Origin of the sequence: Commensalibacter intestini A911, assembly GCF_000231445.1 — a bacterium.
Lineage (GTDB): Bacteria > Pseudomonadota > Alphaproteobacteria > Acetobacterales > Acetobacteraceae > Commensalibacter > Commensalibacter intestini.
In genome coordinates this window covers 23,423-43,969 of the sequence record NZ_AGFR01000001.1, presented here as the reverse complement: position 1 = coordinate 43,969, position 20,547 = coordinate 23,423, and the positions used below count along the sequence as shown (strand labels likewise).

The following is a 20,547-nucleotide window of genomic DNA, read 5'->3' as shown; positions in this document are numbered from 1 at the left end:
AAGGAACTATATACATAGTTTCCTTATAAAATATAACTTTTATCAAAACATATCGATAAAAAACAGATATCTATCCCTTACTTTGACTAGTTTACAAAACAAAGGATAGAATGGACAGATTATATCATAAATCTCAATTTTAGTGTTTGGATAAATCAGATAGCTCCAAATGTGGAGCAATCATATTTTCAGGTTTTAAGATTTTTTCGAGTTCACTTTCGCTCAATAATTTTTCTTCACGAACCAGCTCTAACACCCCCTTACCTGTCTCTAATGCAATACGCGCAATACGGGTTGCGTTCTCATAACCAATATAAGGATTCAACGCTGTTACCAAACCAATAGAATGTTCAACAAGATTTTTACAATGCTCTACATTGGCGGTAATCCCATCAATACAAAGCTCTCTTAACATATCCATCGCACGCATTAATAAGGTAATAGAGCTCATCGTTTTATAAGCAATCAACGGTTCCATTACGTTCAACTGTAATTGTCCACCTTCTGCAGCTAACGTTAATGCCAGATCATTACCAATCACCGTAAAAGCCACTTGATTCACAGCCTCTGGAATCACAGGATTGACTTTACCTGGCATAATAGAGCTTCCAGGTTGTCTGGCAGGAAGATTAATTTCATTAATCCCAGCTCTTGGGCCACTGGATAACAATCTTAAATCATTACAAATTTTAGATAATTTAACCGCAGTACGCTTTAACATTCCAGAAAGCAATACAAACGCCCCCATATCAGAGGTTGCCTCAATCAAATCTGTTGCTGGTATTAATTTATGCCCAGAAATTTGCGTCAAATGTTCAACAGCAATGGCTTGATAATGTGGATCGGCATTAATCCCCGTGCCAATCGCTGTGCCTCCCAAATTGACTTCACAAAGCACATCTGGGAACAACGCACGCATACGTTCTAAATCTTCGGTAATTGTCGTGGCAAAAGCACGAAATTCTTGCCCTAATGTCATTGGAACCGCATCTTGTAATTGCGTGCGTCCCATTTTGATCACATGCGCAAATTCTTCACCTTTTTTAGCAAAAGCATCTCTTAATTGAGAAACAGAAACCAATAAAGCATCATATCCCAACAATAATCCAACACGAATAGCCGTAGGATAAGCATCATTGGTTGATTGCGCCATATTCACATCATTATTTGGATGAAGATGTTTATATTCACCTTTTTTATATCCCATTTCTTCTAAAGCAATATTCGCAATGACTTCATTCGCATTCATATTCGTCGAAGTCCCAGCCCCACCTTGAATCATATCCACTTGGAATTGATCATGGAACTCGCCTTGAATAATACGCTGACAAGCTTTTTCAATGGCGTGATATTTTTGGTCTGATAAATAACCCAACTTGTGATTAGCAGCCGCAGCAGCCCATTTTACCATTGCCAACCCATTCACAAGATGTGCAAAATGGGACAGAGGAACACCTGTTAATTGAAAGTTATTAATCGCTCTTAATGTTTGAATACCATAATATGCGTCACTTGGCACATCCAATGACCCCAAAAGATCTTTTTCCGTACGAAATGTTAACTCTGACATAAAGATGCCCTTTATAAAATTAAAACGAAATTAGCCCTTAATGGTAAAAAGAAATAAGGAATAGGCAAGTAAATTTAAAGTCAGGTAAGATCTCATTTACGATTAAAATAAATAAAAATATGAAAACACTTCCCATTAATAAATAACAATCGCACAACTCTCTTGCACGATTTCACGACATATATAACAGCACTGACAATTAAGAGCCTTTTTTGGGGCTGTCTGGTTCAACACGGATGACTTCAGGATGGGGTTGGCTATAGAGAAACACTTGATATTTCCCCATCATGTTAGGATAATCATGCCAAACCGCCGTTGTAATGTGATCTAGAATATATGCTGCATTATTTGCATCTGTACTCATTGATCCTGTTCCTGTAAAAATAACTTCATAATTATCAGGATGTTCAGGAGCAATGCATAAATTGGTGCTGAGTTCTGTATTGTTACAAATAAATAAAGGATTATTTTTGCCATTCGGTCTGATCAAGGTAACTTTATAATCAATATGTTTCATGGTATAGGCCACAGCTTTGGTATCCCATGCCGTTGGATTGCCCATTGTGTCCGTATAGCTGGGTTCCGTCCATGTTCGAATTACATTATGCGCCTTGCTGGGGTCTTCCGCAGACTCAACTAATGCAATCACATTCGGATGACCTACACCTCCAGCTTTGGAACCCGTATCAACAACATGATACCCTAATGCTTGTAAGCGATCCTCCGTGTATTCTCTCGCTGATAAAATGTACATAGCTGATTTATAAGATAATAACCAATCTTTCCCTTGCTCTCGTGCTTTTTTAATTAATTCAGGAAGATTATTTGATACAACCACTCTAACCGTGTCAGATGTTTTCGATAAAAATTGTGCATTCCCAACCTGGTTATTGACTGGCACATAATACTCATTTGGCCCACACGCAGTTAATACAGAACATAAACCAAATAAAGTTAATAACTTATTTCTTAGGTGCATTGGATTCTCCTGTCGTTGTTGTATTGAGGTCTATTTCTTTGCGTTAACACAATAAAAAACGAGCCTTCATCATAAAGGCTCGTTTCCAAAATCAATAGTAACTTCAAGACACTTAAGAGTTTTCAGTCGCTTCTTCTTTTTTTACCGTTTTTACACGACGAATGGTTGTCATCCGTTTACTTGGCGCATTCGCAGTAATTTTTTGCATCAAACCTTCAACTTGCTCAGTATAAGCATATTCAGCAGGACGCTGCTTTGAAAAATCAATCTCTGGTGCCATTGGCCCTTCGGTTTTTGGCCCCATCAATGCAACTTGTGCAATATGCCATGGGCGTTGAATTGCATCTTTTACTGCTGTTGATTCATATCCTGAATGCACCATACAATCCGCACATTTAGCATAATTGCCAGTACCGTATAAATCCCAGTTCGTATCATTAACCAGTTCTGCATAAGACGCTGCATAACCCTCACCCAAAAGATAGCAAGGACGTTGCCAACCAAACACTGTTTTTAACGGTTTTCCCCAAGGCGTACAATGATATGATTCATTCCCTGCAAGAAAGTTCAAAAAGAGTGGTGATTGTGTAAAGCGCCATTTATGCCCTTTACCCAAACGGAAAATATCACGGAACAATTTTTTCGTTTTTTGACGATTCAAGAAATGCTCTTGATCTGGTGCACGTTCATACGCATAACCAGGTGCCGTCATAATGCCATCAACACCCAAAGCCATTACTTCGTCAAAAAACGCCGCAACACGATGCGGATCTGTGCCATCAAATAAGGTACAGTTAATTGAAACTCTGAATCCTTTGGATTTTGCTAATTTAATCGCAGCAATCGCTCTGTCATAAACACCTTCTTGGCAAACAGAAGCGTCATGCATTAATTGATCACCATCCAAATGAATATCCCAAGAAAAGAATGGAGATGGTTTATAATCATCGATTTTCTTTTCTAATAACAACCCATTTGTACATAGATAAACATACCGTTTACGAGCGATTAACCCTTGGATAATTTTAGGCATGTCTTTGTGTAGCAATGGTTCCCCACCAGCCACAGCAACCACAGGTGCACCACATTCAGCATCTGCATCCAAGCATTCTTGTACACTTAACCGTTGATTCAAGATCTCTGCAGGATAATCAATTTTTCCACAACCAGAACAAGCCAAGTTACAACGCAATAGTGGTTCCAACATCAAAACCAGCGGATATTTCTGGCGGCCTTTTAAATGTTGTTTCACAACATAACTTCCGACTCGAACCGCCTGCATCAGAGGAACAGCCATTTTTCAGCTCCCAAACCGGAAAACCGGCATTAAAATACAACAAACTTGATATTCAATTAAGATGAATAAAAATATCATAATAAGAATGAATTAAGCTCTCAATTGCTTTTCTAGCATTAAAAGAATAATTCTTTTAAAGTACACCAGTACTTAAGTTGGGGCACACAATAATGTATTTCTATAAAAAAAGGAGGTTTTTACACAAAAAACTTGTCTTATCTTATCATAGTGATAATTATGCTACACAATAATAGCCTGATTTCAAAAAATATTTAGCAAAAACATCAAAAATGCTGTTTATTAAATAAAGATTCGTATAATTAGAAGTTTCAATCTACTATTAAACAGTTTAAATACGATCTATAATATACAAATGTTCCGCTCATTTGTATCCTTGTATAACAAAACGGATGAGATAAAACATGGGTGAACCAACCGAAACTCCTAAGCAACAAGATAATGTTCCTGGAAATGAATCGGATAACTTCATTAAATCTATTCCTACTTATGGGCGTTTTCCATTGCTGGACCATATTCGCTTTCCAGCAGATTTAAATAATCTATCTATTGAACAGCTCGAACAAGTTGCTCGTGAACTGCGAGCAGAAACAATTGATGCTGTCTCAACAACCGGCGGACATTTAGGCGCTTCTTTAGGCGTTGTTGAACTCACAGTAGCTTTACACGCTGTATTTGACACACCCAATGATTCCTTAATTTGGGATGTCGGACATCAAGCATATCCTCATAAAATTCTTACAGGACGTAGAGAGTTAATCCGTACGTTACGCCAACCTGGTGGGTTATCTGGTTTTACCAAACGTTCAGAAAGTATCTATGATCCGTTTGGTGCAGCACACTCATCCACATCTATTTCTGCTGCTTTAGGCATTGCGGTTGCCAATCATTATAAAGCAAAACATGACCCTAGCTACAAAGAACGCAATTCAATTGCTGTTATTGGCGATGGTTCAATTACTGCAGGCATGGCTTACGAAGCAATGAATAATGCCGCTGTTGCTGGACCTGGCGCAGAAAAATTAATCGTTATTTTAAATGATAATGAAATGTCTATTTCCCAACCTGTTGGGTCAATGTCTGTTTACTTATCACAACTTTTGTCTTCTCGTCATTTCTTAGGGTTACGTGATCTCGCAGCAAGGGTAGCAAAAAAACTTCCTGAAAGCATCGAGAAAAAAGCAAAAAGAGCTGAAGAATATGCTCGCTCTATGATGACTGGCGGCACTTTATTCGAAGAGCTTGGTTTTTATTATGTCGGGCCTATCGATGGACATAACTTACAACAACTGGTTCCAGTTTTACGAAATTTACGAGATGCAGACCAAATCGGGCCCATTTTACTTCATATCGTAACACAAAAAGGGCATGGATATAAACCAGCAGAAAGTTCTGGAGATAAATATCATGCTGTATCTAAATTTAATGTTATTACTGGTGAACAAACCAAAGCCCCTCCAGGCCCCCCATCTTACACTTCCGTTTTTAGCAAAGAATTACTGAAACGCGCAAAAGAAGATGAAAAGATTATTGCTATTACTGCTGCTATGCCTTCTGGTACAGGATTGGATAAATTCCAAGAGACATTCCCTGATCGTTATTTTGACGTAGGTATTGCAGAACAACACGCTGTAACTTTCGCTGCAGGCCTAGCAACAGAAGGCATGCGTCCATTCTGTGCAATTTATTCCTCTTTCTTACAACGTGGGTATGACCAAGTCATGCATGATGTTGTTTTACAAAAATTACCTGTTCGTTTTGCTATTGATCGCGCTGGACTGGTAGGTGCTGATGGTGCAACACATGCAGGAACCTATGATATTGCTTACCTTGGATGTTTGCCTGATATCGTATTAATGGCACCAAGTGACGAAGTCGAATTGATGCACATGACTGCAACCGCAGCTGCATTTGATGAAGGTCCTATTGCGTTTAGATTCCCTAGAGGGCCAGGATTAGGGCTACAACTTCCTAATCAAGCAGAAATTCTTGAAATCGGTAAAGGTCGCATTGTCCAAGAAATGGGCAATCAAACAGGTAAAGAAAAAGGTGGAATCGCTATTCTTTCATTCGGAGCACGCTTGACTGAATGTTTAAAAGCTGCTGAAACATTAACAGAACAAGGCTATTCACCTACGATTATCGATGCACGCTTTGCAAAACCTTTAGATACTGATTTAATTAACCAATTAGCACGTAACCACAAAGTATTAATTACGATTGAAGAGGGATCTCGTGGTGGTTTTGGTGCTTACGTGATGGAACATTTAGCTAACAATGGTTTACTAGATAATGTACGGTTTAGACCTATGGTTATTCCAGATTTTTTCATTCATCATAACACACAAGCTGCACAATATACCGAAGCAGGCTTAGATTCTGCATCAATCGTTAAAGTAGCTTTAAAAGCTATGGGGGGTTGATAATGAGCCCTCTTAGGCTAATATCACTTTATAATAATAAGTTTTAATTAGAGTAAATATAACAATGAAATTACAACATGTCTTCCTTTTGTGTGGTTTTACAGTCCTTAGCGGCGTTACCATTCAAGCTCATGCGCAGACCCAGCGTGAGCAACCTGTTGGCAGCACTTCTGCACCAGATATGCAAAGTGCTGTAAAAGAACCTGTTGTAAAGCTTTATCAAGCACTAAGTGCTATTCAACAATCATCGAAAGAGACGATTGCACAGCATTCTGCACTCTTAAATCAAGCGTTGGATAACAGTTATGATTTTTCTGCGATTATCGCAAAAACTGTAGGATATCGTTACAACTCTTTTACACCACAAGAAAAAGCTGCTGTTCTAGCTGCTTTTAAAGAATATACCGTTGCTAGATATCTCTCTAGCTTTGCAGACGATACCGATACACAATTTAAAATTTCTGCGACTACAAAAGCAGGAAATGTAGCAAATCAGCAAATTGTCACTACCACTGTCGGTTCAGGCAGCGATGCAACACAAATTGATTATATCATTCATAATACCCCTCAAGGGTGGAGAATTGTTGACGTCTTACTAAATGGAAACATCAGCCAAACTGCTATACAACGTGGCGATTTCAGCTCTACTTTAGCAAAAGGTGGCAGCCAATCTTTAGTGGAAATGCTTAATCAAAAAACGCAATCTTTTCATAAAAATAAGTAATCTTTAAGAAATTTATGTCTTTGTCATTATTCAAGCTTTCTAAATCAAATAAGTTTTTACTAAGTTGTGCCGCTTTAGGCTGTGTTCAAGCATCTATTGGTTCTTTATTAGTGAACTACTTTAAAAAAAGTAAACAAACTAGTATTACACCTATAGATAGCTTACCCAAAGTCACCATTTTTAAGCCTTTGTCTGGTAAAGAGCCTATGCTCTTTGAAGCATTAAAAAGTTTTTGTGAACAAGACTATCCTAATCTACAGATTATCTTTGGATTACATCATAAGCATGATCGGGCTTTAAATGTCGTAAAAGACCTCAAAAGCAATTATCCAACTTTAGATATTGATATTGTTATTAACGCTGATATTCACGGATGTAATCGTAAAGTTTCTAACTTAATCAATATGCGCTCTGTTGCCAAAAATGAAGTGTTTATCATTTCCGATTCAGACATTCATGCTCCTGATAAAAATTATATAAAAGAAGTCGTGCTAGAACTACAAAAACCAAATGTTGGTATGGTGACTTCTTTATATAGTGGCCTCCCCTCTTTTGAGTCTAAAGTGCAGTATATGGCTAGCGCGCATATCAACTATAATTTCTTGCCTGGAGTTCTTTTATCCCGTCATTTAGGTCGCCAAGATTGCCTTGGGGCTGTCATAGCAATCAAACAAAATCTACTAGATAAAGTCGGTGGCTTTCAAAGTTTAGTCAAATATGTCGCTGACGACGCTGTATTAGGTAGAAAAGTCAAAGCGCAACAGCTAGATATCGCCCTTGCCCCAAATATTGTTCAAACAACAATTACAGAAAAAGATTTATTTTCATTATATGAACATGAATTACGCTGGAATCGCACAACATTTATCCTAGAACCTGTTGGATTTACGCTCTCTTTTCTACAATTGCCATTGTTTTGGGCATCTTTAGCAATTTTGTTTAATCCACTAACCTGGGCATCTTGGATGTTTTTTATGCTCTGTTGGGGTTTCAAAGCACTATGCTGTCATTCTATCAATAAACGACTAAACTACTCATTTTCTCCTACCTTGCCCTTACTTCCTTATAGAGACTGGTTTTCTGCATTAGTGATGTTTAACAGTTTTTTTGGTACTAAAGTGACATGGCGTGGACAAAAAATGACGATAAAAAAACATCCAGAGTTCCAAACGACATCAGATAATGATATATAACCTGATCGTTTAATCTATTCAAAACTATATCTTTCGAACTTGAAGAGTAAAATTCAAAGGACAACTGCCATTATGATGAAGACGCTATTCCTACAACCCCCCTCTTTTGAAGGTTTTGATGGTGGTGCTGGTTCTCGTTACCAAGCAAAACGTGAAATCAAATCTTTTTGGTATCCAACTTGGCTTGCTCAACCTGCTGCTTTAATTCCTAATAGCCGTCTTATTGATGCGCCTCCTGCACGGATGGGAATGGAACCGATTTTAGCTGATGTTAAAAATCGTGACTTAGTCATTATGCATACTTCAACCCCATCTTTTTCATCTGACATTAAAGTCGCAAAAATGTTAAAAGATGCTAATCCATCTGTTAAAATCGGTATGGTCGGTGCAAAAGTAGCGGTTCAACCTCAAGAAAGTCTTGAAAAAAGCGACGTTATTGATTTTGTTGCTCGTAATGAATTTGATTTTACCATCAAAGATATTGCCGAAGGAATGGATTTAAAAAGCGTTGATGGGATTTCATGGCGTGACGCAAATGGTCAAATCGTTCATAATAAAGACCGTGCGATCATTGAAGATATGGATTCACTTCCATTCGTTACCGAAGTCTATAAAAGAGACCTCCGTATTGAAGATTATTTCATTGGGTATTTAAAACACCCATATCTTTCTTTATATACAGGTCGTGGATGTAAATCTCATTGTACTTTCTGTTTATGGCCACAAACAGTTGGTGGGCATAAATATCGTACCCGTAGCCCAGAACATGTTGCTGCTGAAATCAGACTTGCACAACAATATTTTCCACAAGTCCAAGAGTATTTCTTTGACGATGATACCTTCACCGATGATCTTCCTCGTGCAGAAGCAATCGCAAGAGAATTAGGTAAATTAGGAGTTACATGGTCTTGTAACGCAAAAGCCAATGTTCCTCGCAGTACTTTAAAAGTATTACGTGATAACGGCTTACGCCTATTATTGGTCGGTTATGAAAGCGGCAATCAACAAATCCTTCATAATATTAAAAAAGGAATGCGTGTTGAAGTTGCTCGTGAATTTACCAAAAACTGTCATGAACTAGGCATTAAAATCCACGGGACCTTTATTTTGGGTCTTCCTGGAGAAACAAAAGAAACCATCCAAGAAACCATTAAATTTGCAACAGAGATTAACCCTCATACATTGCAAGTTTCTTTGGCTGCACCATATCCTGGAACTTTCTTGTATAAACAAGCAATGGAAAATGGTTGGTTAGATAAAGATCATGCTGAGTTAATTGATGAACATGGTGTTCAAATCGCACCATTACATTACCCTCATCTCTCTCATACAGAAATCTTTGATAGCGTTGAAACATTCTATAAAAAATTCTACTTCCGCGCACCAAAGATTGCTTCAATTGTTGGAGAAATGATTACCAGCCCACAAATGATGAAACGTCGTTTACGTGAAGGTGTTGAGTTCTTCCAATTCTTACGTGATAGACACACTTAATTTTATAACTCAAAGGAATTTTGTGACTAAACAAGTTTTAATCTCGGCTGATGATTTCGGACTTTCAGTCGAGGTCAACGAAGCAATAGAGCAAGCACATCGTCAAGGGGTTTTAAGTACCGCCAACTTGATGATTGCTGGAGACGCTGCAGAAGATGCTATTCAACGAGCGAAAAGATTACCTTTGCTTAAAGTTGGATTACATCTTGTAGTAATCGAAGGCCCCTCTGCTCTACCGCACTCTGAAATTCCTTTATTAGTAAATCAAAATAATCTATTCCCTTCTGAACAATTACGGATGGGAATAGATTATTTCTTTAAAAAACCAATACAACATCAACTGCGTAAAGAGATCAGAGCTCAATTACAGGCTTTTACGAATACGGGTCTCCCTTTGGATCATGTTGACGTGCATAAGCATATGCATTTACATCCCAGTGTCGGAAAAATGTTGATTGAAATTGCCAAAGAATTTCATGTCCGAAATATTCGTGTGCCACACGAGCCCGTTAAAACACTCATGAAAGTGGATCAAACCACTTATAAGAACAATATTCCTAACTTATTAGTGCAATATTGGACGAATATTCTTAAATATCAACTGCGACGTGCAAATATGCGTTATTTAGACTGGTGTTTTGGATTATCTTGGTGTGGGCATATGACATTTGATAAGATTTCAAAATTACTGGAAAACCTTCCTAAAGGGCGATCAGAAATCTTTTTTCACCCATCGGTCAGCCACTCTGGCTTATATCAAGATTTAATGCCTGAATATGAACCTACAAAAGAGCTGGAAACATTATGTCATCCAGACTTTTCTAGGATTTTAAAAGAGCATAACATTACCCCAATTACTTGGGATAATGTTCATTAATTCAATTTGCTTCTTATAAAGCAGATTCAATCCATGCTTTTAATTTTTCTTTAGGTAAAGCACCAACTTTTGTTGCAACTGGCGCACCATCTTTAAATAGAATCATCGTTGGAATACCACGCACACCAAAATTAGTTGGTGTTTCTGGATTTTCTTCAACATTCACTTTGGCAATGGTTATTGTATCCCCTAATTCTTTAGCTAACTCTTCCAATACGGGGGCAATCATTTTACAAGGCCCACACCATTCAGCCCAAAAATCAACCAATACAGGTTTAGAAGATTTTAAAACATCTGCTTCAAACGATGCATCTGTAACTGCTTTTGTAAATTCACCCATGTTTAATTCCTTTGTAACTAAATCGAATAATAATTCATTAACATATACATAATACCGACTATTTCGAAATCAAGAAAGATTATCTTTCGCACTTGGAATATAATTCACTAATAATTCCTCAGGTAAGAACATAATTCGCGCAGCATCAGTCCAAACAATCAGAGGTTTAATCTGATGATGAGGATATAATAATTTTAATAATGCCCAATAAGCTGACATCTGTTTTAAATAAATAACAGGCACATCTTCTGGTTGATCTGGAATTTTACGACCTGATTTAAAATCACATAACAAAATCTGATCTGGTAATATACGCATCCGATCAATTTGACCTGTTACAACAACACTATTGACCGTTCCAACTAAAGGCTGCTCCACCAAGCTCTCTGCATCAAATAAAGCACATAACAAAGGATGCTCTATAATCTGCAATACTTGCTTAACTAAATACTGTATTTCTTTAGACGAAAATTGTCCTTCAAGAGGTGTTAACCAATGCAAAGCAATATCTGCACGTTTTTCTTGTTGGCAATCAGGTAAATACTGCAAAAGCTGATGCACTAAACGCCCTCGGTATAAAGGATCTCTTTTTGCTTTGGTTTGTAAAGGGGAAATAACCGTCGGAACATCTCCCATTTCTATTCCTTCTGGACGACTGGGGGCTAAATGTGTTGCTGGTAATTTTTCTGATGCAAGTGGTTTTGCAACCCAACCTTCTTCTTGTCCCATCCATACTGGCAAAGCAACTGTAGGTTTTGTTTTGTGTGACTCTTGCTTCGCTTTATCCTCTTTGTGGGAAGCAACTAATTTTTGCTCAATCCAGAGATGCTCGCCTTCCCATCCCCCAGAAAAATCCCGCGAATACGCTCTTAATTCACGCAATGCAGATACACTATGTTTATACCAATTCCCTATGGGAAGATCTTCCACCCCTTTATGCTCGCCTGTTGGTTTTTGCCAACCACAAATCAATAACCACTCACTGGCTCTGGTTAAGGCCACATACAGTAAACGATTATTTTCCGCTTCATCGCTTTGTTTTTTTGCTTCTTTATCCAATTGGCTTTCCGCAATATCAAACTGCTTTTGTGGAATATATAAAGGCACAGTTAATCCTAAAGAAGGATCTTTTTTCCAAATCAATACCTTGTCTGATTGAAACCCTCCTTGTTTTGAGGCAGCATTCATCGTGTCAGGCAGGATTACCAAACGTCCTTGTAATCCCTTTGCTCCATGCACTGTCATAATCCGAACCATATCCACCGTAGATTCGGCTTCATTTTTAATCATTCGTTCGGATTGCTTTAACCAATATAAAAAACCTTGCAAAGAGGGGGTATGCAGCGTTTCATATTGTAAGGCTTGAGATAATAACTCATCAATCGCCTCAATTGCTTCACCACCTAATCGTGCCAATAATCTTGTTCGACCTTGATGCTCCCCTAAAATCTCTACCAACAAAGCATAAGGCGTTACATAATCAATCCTTAAAAATAAACTGGACAACATTTTCCATGACGCTGTCCAATCTGGTCTTTCTTTGTGCCTGATAAACAAAGCTCCCCAAAGGCTTTGACCATTTTTCCTTGGTGCAGCAAGCTCCATCAAACTTTCTTCATTCAACCCACATAACGGAGATTTTAATACACAAGCGAGCGACAGATCATCTTGAGGCAATAGCAAAACCTCACATAAAACCAACAAATCTTGAACCGCCAATTGATCCAATAGTTGTGTTTTAACCAAATTCGCCAAAGGAATATTTTTTGATTTTAATGAACGAATCAAAGCCTTAGAAAACACCGATCTTTTTCGAATTAAAATTAAAATATCTCCAGCGTGAATAGGCTTTCCACCATAAGGAGGCACTTTACCAATTTGTTTAGAAATCCAATCCGCTAATGTTTCAGCTAAAATGAGCTCTGCGCTTTGATGCTTTTGATTTTCTTTCAGAGGTTGCCATAACACCATTTCCTCTTCTTTATCCAACGCATCAATACGCGTTAACGGCCAAATGTCAACTCGTCCAGGTGCTTCCATTCTTGCAGAACGGTGTGCTGAAAATTGATTTTCTGCACCACCGCCAGATAACCCTTTCAGATCTTGTTTAGGATCAAAAACATGATCTACAAAATCTAAAATGATTTGGCTGGATCGAAAGGATACACGTAATTGGGGATCTTCCCATAATTGATCAGCGTGTAATACGGTTTGTTTAAATACTTTATGCCAATGCAAGAACTCTTGAGGTTTCGCACCTTGGAAAGAATAAATAGATTGCTTGTAATCCCCCACCGCAAAAACGGTTCTGGGGTGTGGTTGATCTTCATCTCGCCCGATACCAGAGAAAAACTCTGTCGATAAATCCGCAGCGATTTTCCATTGTTCCGCAGAGTTATCCTGCACTTCATCCAATAAGATATGATCTAACCCACCATCAAGTTTATATAACACCCAAGCAGAGCCAGGGTCATCCAATAACGTCAATGTATAAGCAATCAAATCATTATAATATAAAGCACCTTGAGTTCGTTTAATCTCTTGATAACGTTGCCAAATCGGTGCAAAGACATTCATTAATGCCATTGTATATTCATAAACCGTATAAATATTTAATCGACCGATGACATCCAAAACATATTGCCCTTGCTCAATCAAATAAGGCGCGATATCTGGATTATCTGTTTTATTTCCTTTAATCGATTTCAGTTCATTTTTTTGCGTCAAAAAACAACCCGTAAAAACTTCCCATGTCTCAATCCGTTGTTTTGTAGGATAAGACAGCCATTCTAATACAGCTTTACCAATATCTTGTAATTTCTTAGAGTTTGCCTCAACTGCTTGTTGTAAATACGCTTTAAACCCCGTTTCATCTCGCCATTCTTGACAAACAGAGTGTAAATATTCCTCTCTACTCGAACAGGATAGTTGCAAGAGCTGACGCAAATATAACGAAAAATCTCCCTCTTCTATTAATCGAAACACAGGCGGTAAAAAACGTTGATTTTGTTGTAACTCTTGTAAAATCTCTAAGAAATTCTGACTACTTACAATGGGACTTAACAGTTGAATATCTTGTTCTGACGCAAGATGAATTTTTTCATCAAACGCACGTTTAAACGCAAGAATATTGTCCCCCTCCTCAATAATTTTAAACTGAGGACTAATCGAAGCTTCTAAAGGAAAACGCTGTAAGATCGATTGACAAAAGGCATGATTGGTTTCAATTCGCATACCCCCTGGTAAATCTAAGACTTGAGCAAACAAAGCACGTGCTGCTTTACGCATTGCTTCGTTGGGTTCGATCTCCAAATCAAGTAAAGCTTGATCGAGTTCTTGCTCTGAATATCCAACCCATTCACTTAATTTACGCTGTAAACGAATAGCCATTTCCGCAGCTGCTGCTTTGGAATAAGTCAAACATTGGATTTTTTGTGGGTGTGTTCCTGGCTGCAACTGACCATCTCGCCCTTTTCTGGGCAGCATCAGGCGTAATAAACGGTCAACCAATAATTTTGTTTTACCACTCCCCGCCGAAGCAGACACAAAGACGGAAATCGTGGGTGTTGATGCCAATCGTTGTTGGGCATTCGCTTCATCAACAGGAGTATTCATTAACAATTCTAATTGCATTACTCTTCCCCCGCCATAGAGCTCCACTCCAATACTCTAGCCAGATGTGCATAATCACCAAATCTTGGAATGCCACCGCTTGCAGATTTATCAAATAAATGAGGGCGAGGACGAGATAAATAAGGCTGTTTCGGATCATTATATTGTTTAATCAAACGAATCAAAGATTCCCAATAAAGTTGAGATAAAAAATAAATCTCATTTTCCATTGTTACTTCGGAAGTTTTCTTGGCAATTTTAATTTGCTCATCATTGTCCAATCCCCCTTTCAGCTTCCAATAATAAAGCTGAGTAATAATTCGATCAGAAAGATTTTGACCAAAAGCACCACGATAAATCATCGCAGCTTCTAAGGGTAATTGGGGAGCAGAACCATTTTTTACACTAGTAATAGAAGGTGCTTGACCTGTTTTATAATCAAATATTTCAATCGTGCCATCATAATTAAAATCAATACGATCTGCAATTCCACGCAACGTAAATGGAATTCCTGCCTCTTGTGAAAAATCATAAGAACCAGAGATTTCCGAATAAACACGGCCAAAATTCTTTTGATCCCGTCTTATTTGCTCTTCTACATATACCCATTCTGCGATCTTCAACACTCTGGATCGCCACCATTCACACATAGAAGGAATAATATCACGACGCTCTTCCAGCGCTTGGATCATACAATCCTTGATAACTTGTTCATCCCAGCCAATTTGTTGATACGCTTTTTTTAAACCTTCGTGAACCACATTCCCAAAAATACTGGCAGAGCGATCTTCTTCAAGTCCTACAATTTTCCTAAGCTTTAAAATCCGTTTTGCATAAATCTCGTAAGGGTCTTTTAACCAATATTCAACATCAGTAATCGAAATCGTTTTAGGTCGCCATTTCAAAGGCGGCGTGGGCCGTGGTGCAGGAACAGGTTGTGCTGCCCCCTTGGGTTGATCTAATAATTTTGCCCATTGGAGGGCTGGATGTGCAGCAATAGTTCCTTGTCGCCCTTTTAACCATGCCTTTAATCGCGTAATCCAACGAGAAGGTACAACAGGGGCATTATCCCTTTGCAAAGGCACAGACAATATAATTTCTGAAACCGAGCAACAAATTAACATAAAGTCATAAGCAGAACGTCCAACTTCTGCATCTGGCAAGGGAATACCTATTTTACTACGCATTGGTCGACTAATCCAAGGACCAGAATCAATTACAGGTGGCCATACCCCTTCGGATAATCCCCCTAAAATAACCATGTCAACGACTTGCAAGCGTGCTTCAATCAATCCCCAAATATAAACTCTGGGATGAAGTTCTTTATCTTTACGCCCACGTAAAACACGACGTGTATGCACAATCATCCCTGTATAAGATGCGTTTAAAATCCCTTCGAATTCTTGTAACGTAATATCTGTCAGGATTTGTGCTTCAGCGATTAAATTCCGCAAATGCTCAGCCAGAGCATTCCCCTCTTCGGCTGTCCATAACACATCTTCGCCTGCCTGTTCACTATTCGAAGTTAAAGATTCAACAACTTCGACTAATGCAATGGCCCACTGATCCAGAGGACGTTTATAATTGCCCACTAATAAAGGCGCAATTAATTTTTCGAGTAAATGGATGAGATTCAGAATTTCATAAGCATGCGATATAAATTGTACTGACTGTTCGCCTAAATGTTCTGGATGTGTGAGCTCAAGCTCTGCAATTCTCTGACGAGTGGCATATCCAATTGTTTCCAAACCTGAAGCTGCAAATTGTCGTAAAATATTCACTTCTAATAAACGTGTATATTCACGACAAGTTCTATGCGCATACCCACAACAAACAAAAGGATGTTTTAACAAAGCAAGTAACGAAACTGGCGTGAATTTCTCTATACATGCCCTGACGACCAGACTTAACAGAATTGCTGCTGGTGTTTTATATAAAGGCTCCCCCGCACTGTCATCTGCAATAATCCCCCAACGTCCTAGCTCTAATGCAACGCGCATTGCTAGGTTTCGATCAGGCGTTACCAATGCTACTCTTTTTTCAGGTTGCTCCAAAGCATCACGAATCATTAATGCAATAGAAACTGCTTCTTGCTGTTGATCGGTGGGTTCAGATAAATAACAATCGGGCAAAGTAACCGAATCTTGTCCTATGAGCCACTGATCAAGTAACTCCGCAGGCAATAAGGTTTGTTGAAAAGCCTCCACTCGTTCATGTGGCACAAGGAACTGTTCTTCTGACCAATACTGAATCTTAGAGCGTTGAATCCCCAGAGCTACGAACATTTTTGCCATTTCGGCATAAGGATGCGTTAATGCGAGATTATTCCAAATCTCTTCAGGCAAATCCTCTTGTACTCCCGTCACAATCAATTTTCCATTAGGAAGATTGATAATAGAAGAAAGCAATTCCACCACCGCAGGACGAGCATCAATAAATCCAACAGCCCATATCGATGCAGCAACCCCAAATTCTTGCCAATATTTTGCTTGTATACGCAGTAATGCTACTTTACGAGCAACAGGATTCATCACTTGATTATCCAGTAACCACTGCGGCCAGATTTCTGTAATAATACTTAAAAATTGCAGAATGTTTTGCCAATGCTGTGCATATTCTCCCTCAACTGCTTTTGGCAAAGCCTCTTTTAAAGAACAATCAGCCCATTCTGCCTCATCCATTAACTCCGTCAAAGAACATGCCAACTTCCATATTTCTCCGGCTTGTTCTTTATGTTCCAAAGACTGATCCATTTTCATAATCAGCTTGGTTAATACAGAAGTGCGCAAAATAGGATCAACTGCAGGAGGCAGTGCAAAAGCATGATCGCCTTTTAAAATCAAAGCCGATTCATCAATTGCCCCAATCGATATAATTCGAGGAAGTAAAATAGGTTTTCCTTTGGTAATCCTTAAAAAAGTATCAATTAAAGCTTTCACGGTTCTTTGGTTAGGAACCAGAATCATACCTTGACGGATCATATCCGGTTGATCTTGTGCTGCATTGATCCAGCGCTTTGCCAAGATTTCTAAAAATGGCATATTAAACGGTATAGAGATTACATTCATGCTGCTATTTTTTCCCTATTTTACCAAAAACCAAAAATTCTTATATTGTCATGGCAACAAAGATAAACGATCTTTCCAACCGATTAATTTTGCTTGTCGCATTGTCTCTGACTGAATCGAAAGATGAATTTGCAAGCTATCTTCTGGTAATAAGCTGCCTAATCTTTCTGGCCACTCGACCAAGGTCACTCCTTCTCTGGCATCATCCCAATCAAGCTCTATTAACTCTTCCTCATCTTGCAAACGCCATAAGTCATAATGATACAAAGAAAAGTCAGAGATGTCATATTGCTGTACTAACGTAAAAGAAGGACTAGGCACTTCCATGTCTGGATCTTTACACACCGCTCTTAATAATGCACGCGCCAAAGAAGTTTTTCCAACGCCTAAAGGGCCAAATAATAAGATAGAATCTTGTTTGCGAATATGTTGTGCAATTTTTTGCGCTAATGCCTCTGTTGCCTCTAAATCTGGCAATGCATAGAGTAACTCTTCCATCTTTTAAATCCCTTTATCCAGCAGCTTACTTTAATCCGATGCTATAATTTTCTTTATCTTTTAGCATATAGAGTTGCTTATTCTTTATAAAATGGTGTTATACATATTATATTACAAAGGGAAGTTATTTATAAAACCATTATGATACAGTATATTGCGCTTTTAAAAATAAATACCAAAACCACAATATTTTTACGGTGAATCATTAAGGGTCAAAAGCTATGACAAAATCATCCATCTCTACCGATGTTGCCATTATTGGTGCAGGTCCCACAGGGTTATTTGCTGCATTTGAATGCAGTATGTTAAAAATGACTTGTGTCCTGATTGATACATTGGAACATGTAGGAGGACAATGTTCAGCTTTATACCCAGAAAAACCTATTTATGACATTCCTGCACATCCTTCAATTACCGCACAAGCCTTAATTGATTCTCTCGAGAAGCAAATCGAGCCATTTTCTGTGCCTCGTCTCCTTTCAAAAACAGTCACTACCCTTAAAGGAGAAAAAGGTAATTTTACTCTGATTACCCACAAAGGGGATGAAATCCATACAAAAGCAGTCATTATTGCTGCAGGTGCCGGCTCATTTGGTCCTAATCGTCCCCCTTTAGAAAATATCGAACAATTTGAACAGGCTGGAAATATTCATTATTATGTTCGATATAGTGATCAATTCATTGGCAAAGATATCGTCATTGCAGGCGGTGGTGACTCTGCTGTTGATTGGGCTTTAGCATTAAAAGACAAAGCGAATTCTATTTCCCTCGTTCATCGCAGAGATCGTTTCCGTGCTGCTCCAGAAAGCCTATGTCGTTTGGATGCTGCCATTGCTGAGCAAAAAATCAAAAAACTCGTCCCTTATCAACTTCATCAACTCCATGGCGAGCAAGGTAGCTTAAGCCACGTGGATGTAATCTCTTTAGATGGTGAAGTGCAACACTTAAAAGCAGATCATCTCTTGGCTTTCTTTGGTTTAACAACAGATCTGGGCCCATTACAATCTTGGGGTATTGAAACCAATCAAGGTCGTATTCCTGTACATCAAGCAACATTACAAACCAGCAAAGAAGGCATTTACGCCATTGGCGATATTGCACAATATCCTGGCAAATTAAAACTAATCCTTCAAGGATTCAGCGAATGTGCAATGGCTGCACATGCTGCACATGCTGTTGTTTATCCAGATATGGCACTTCATTTTGAACATTCCACCACGCAAGGAATTCCTGGCCAATAACCTAAATTAAAGGCGTTTGCATGTCACAACCATATCCTTTTGTTGATCCCACTTTATTTACAAAACATGCCGGGGCTGAACTACATATTGATCTTTCTGCAATTGTACAGAATTATCATTATTTACAAAAAAAGGTTGCCCCCGCACAATGCGGAGCAGTTGTTAAAGCAGACGCCTATTCTTTAGGAATGATCCCTGTTGCCAAAGCATTAGCCAAAGCAGGATGCAAGGAGTTTTTTGTCGCGCATCTTGATGAAGGAATCGCACTAAGAAGTATTTTAGGAAAAGAATATCCTATCTATGTATTACATGGCCTTCCACACCAAACAGAATCGCTTTTCCTAGAACACCACCTAACCCCGATTCTAAATGATATCAATCAATTACAAAGATGGTCTTCATTATGTAAAGATCATCAGGTTTCTTATTCTGCTGGCATACAATTTGATACAGGCATGTCCAGATTTGGAATCGGCCACGACGAAATCGATCAACTCCAACATATCAATTGGGATATTTTCCAACCAACACTCGTCATGAGTCACTTAGCTTGCGGAGATACACCGAATCATCCTGCAAATCAGCATCAATTAAAACAATTTCAAACTTTGAAACAGTTAGTCCCCAACACTCGTTCGAGTCTAGCAGCTTCTAGTGGTATTTTCTTAGGGAATGATTGGCATTTTGATATCGTACGACCAGGAGTAGCCCTCTATGGTGGCAACCCAACAGCAAACCAGCCCAATCCTATGCAAAATGTTATTTCTCTACGAGGGAAAATTATTCAAACACGTCACGTTCCTAAAGGAGCATTTATTGGATATGGAGCAACCTTTACAACACCCAAAGCGATGAGACTGGCTTTAATCTCTATTGGTTATGCTGATGGTTTCTTTCGTGCTTTTAGCCATAAAATATCTGCAATTAGTCCAGATTTTCCTAATATTCCTCTTGCCTTACTCGGGCGCGTATCAATGGATTCTCTATGTATTGATATTACAGATTTACCAGAATCTGCAATTCAAGTCGGCGATAGTATTGAAATGATCGGGGATCGCTGCCCTATTGATCAAATTGCACCACAAGCAGAAACTATTGGATACGAAATCTTAACCGCTTTAGGGAATCGCTATCATCGTATTTATAAAGGTTTTTAAAGCATTACAAAGACGCTTATTCTATATTTACTAAAATAGAATAAATATAACCTAAC

The 20,547-nt window shown here is 38.6% G+C and carries 14 protein-coding genes; 7 read left to right on the top strand and 7 right to left on the bottom strand.

All coding sequences use genetic code 11. The annotated features are described in order from the left end of the window. Positions 1 to 139 precede the first annotated feature (139 nt). The 3 genes from aspA to hpnH form a co-directional block, all read right to left on the bottom strand. Positions 140 to 1,570 carry an aspartate ammonia-lyase gene (gene aspA, locus CIN_RS00200; protein ID WP_008853028.1) on the bottom strand — a complete coding sequence of 477 codons (1,431 nt, stop codon included), beginning with the start codon at positions 1,568 to 1,570 and terminating at the stop codon, positions 140 to 142. 199 nt (positions 1,571 to 1,769) lie between these two features. Further along, on the bottom strand, positions 1,770 to 2,549 hold the full coding sequence (locus CIN_RS00195) for a hypothetical protein (RefSeq protein WP_008853027.1): 780 nt from the start codon (positions 2,547 to 2,549) through the stop codon (positions 1,770 to 1,772). Between the two features lie 112 nt (positions 2,550 to 2,661). Continuing rightward, positions 2,662 to 3,846, bottom strand: coding sequence for an adenosyl-hopene transferase HpnH (gene hpnH / locus CIN_RS00190; RefSeq protein ID WP_008853026.1), 1,185 nt, complete (start codon positions 3,844 to 3,846; stop codon positions 2,662 to 2,664). Between the two features lie 422 nt (positions 3,847 to 4,268). On the opposite strand from hpnH, the gene dxs reads away from it, so the two are divergent. The 5 genes from dxs to hpnK all read left to right on the top strand — a co-directional run bounded on the left by dxs (position 4,269) and on the right by hpnK (position 10,575). Beyond that, entirely contained in the window at positions 4,269 to 6,287 is a 2,019-nt protein-coding gene (gene dxs, locus CIN_RS00185) for a 1-deoxy-D-xylulose-5-phosphate synthase (protein ID WP_008853025.1), read from the top strand. Between the two features lie 64 nt (positions 6,288 to 6,351). Continuing rightward, on the top strand, positions 6,352 to 7,011 hold the full coding sequence (locus tag CIN_RS00180; protein WP_008853024.1) for an MlaC/ttg2D family ABC transporter substrate-binding protein: 660 nt from the start codon (positions 6,352 to 6,354) through the stop codon (positions 7,009 to 7,011). Between the two features lie 14 nt (positions 7,012 to 7,025). Next, positions 7,026 to 8,204, top strand: a complete 1,179-nt coding sequence (hpnI, locus tag CIN_RS00175) for a bacteriohopanetetrol glucosamine biosynthesis glycosyltransferase HpnI (protein ID WP_008853023.1) — start codon at positions 7,026 to 7,028, stop codon at positions 8,202 to 8,204. 72 nt (positions 8,205 to 8,276) lie between these two features. Next, positions 8,277 to 9,698: a hopanoid biosynthesis associated radical SAM protein HpnJ gene (gene hpnJ / locus CIN_RS00170; RefSeq protein ID WP_008853022.1), complete on the top strand. Its 1,422-nt coding sequence runs from the start codon at positions 8,277 to 8,279 to the stop codon at positions 9,696 to 9,698. Positions 9,699 to 9,720: 22 nt separating this feature from the next. After that, complete coding sequence (hpnK, locus tag CIN_RS00165; protein ID WP_008853021.1) at positions 9,721 to 10,575, top strand: hopanoid biosynthesis-associated protein HpnK; 855 nt, start codon at positions 9,721 to 9,723, stop codon at positions 10,573 to 10,575. A 13-nt stretch (positions 10,576 to 10,588) separates the two neighbouring features. Here hpnK and trxA read toward each other — a convergent pair whose 3' ends face one another. The 4 genes from trxA to tsaE form a co-directional block, all read right to left on the bottom strand. Beyond that, the gene (gene trxA, locus CIN_RS00160; protein WP_008853020.1) at positions 10,589 to 10,915 is read right to left on the bottom strand and encodes a thioredoxin; all 327 of its coding nucleotides are present in this window, start codon (positions 10,913 to 10,915) and stop codon (positions 10,589 to 10,591) included. 69 nt (positions 10,916 to 10,984) lie between these two features. After that, entirely contained in the window at positions 10,985 to 14,548 is a 3,564-nt protein-coding gene (gene addA, locus CIN_RS00155; RefSeq protein ID WP_008853019.1) for a double-strand break repair helicase AddA, read from the bottom strand. Beyond that, positions 14,548 to 17,595 (bottom strand): double-strand break repair protein AddB, encoded by a 3,048-nt coding sequence (gene addB / locus CIN_RS00150; protein WP_040363609.1) that lies wholly within the window; start codon positions 17,593 to 17,595, stop codon positions 14,548 to 14,550. Before addB ends, addA begins: the two co-directional genes overlap by 1 nt. 48 nt (positions 17,596 to 17,643) lie before the next feature. Continuing rightward, positions 17,644 to 18,093 carry a tRNA (adenosine(37)-N6)-threonylcarbamoyltransferase complex ATPase subunit type 1 TsaE gene (gene tsaE / locus CIN_RS00145; protein WP_008853017.1) on the bottom strand — a complete coding sequence of 150 codons (450 nt, stop codon included), beginning with the start codon at positions 18,091 to 18,093 and terminating at the stop codon, positions 17,644 to 17,646. 221 nt (positions 18,094 to 18,314) lie between these two features. On the opposite strand from tsaE, the gene CIN_RS00140 reads away from it, so the two are divergent. Beyond that, positions 18,315 to 19,334 carry an NAD(P)/FAD-dependent oxidoreductase gene (locus CIN_RS00140; protein ID WP_008853016.1) on the top strand — a complete coding sequence of 340 codons (1,020 nt, stop codon included), beginning with the start codon at positions 18,315 to 18,317 and terminating at the stop codon, positions 19,332 to 19,334. Positions 19,335 to 19,354: 20 nt separating this feature from the next. Next, a complete protein-coding gene (gene alr / locus CIN_RS00135; RefSeq protein WP_008853015.1) occupies positions 19,355 to 20,491 on the top strand; it encodes an alanine racemase in 1,137 nt (378 codons plus the stop codon). Positions 20,492 to 20,547: the final 56 nt, after the last annotated feature.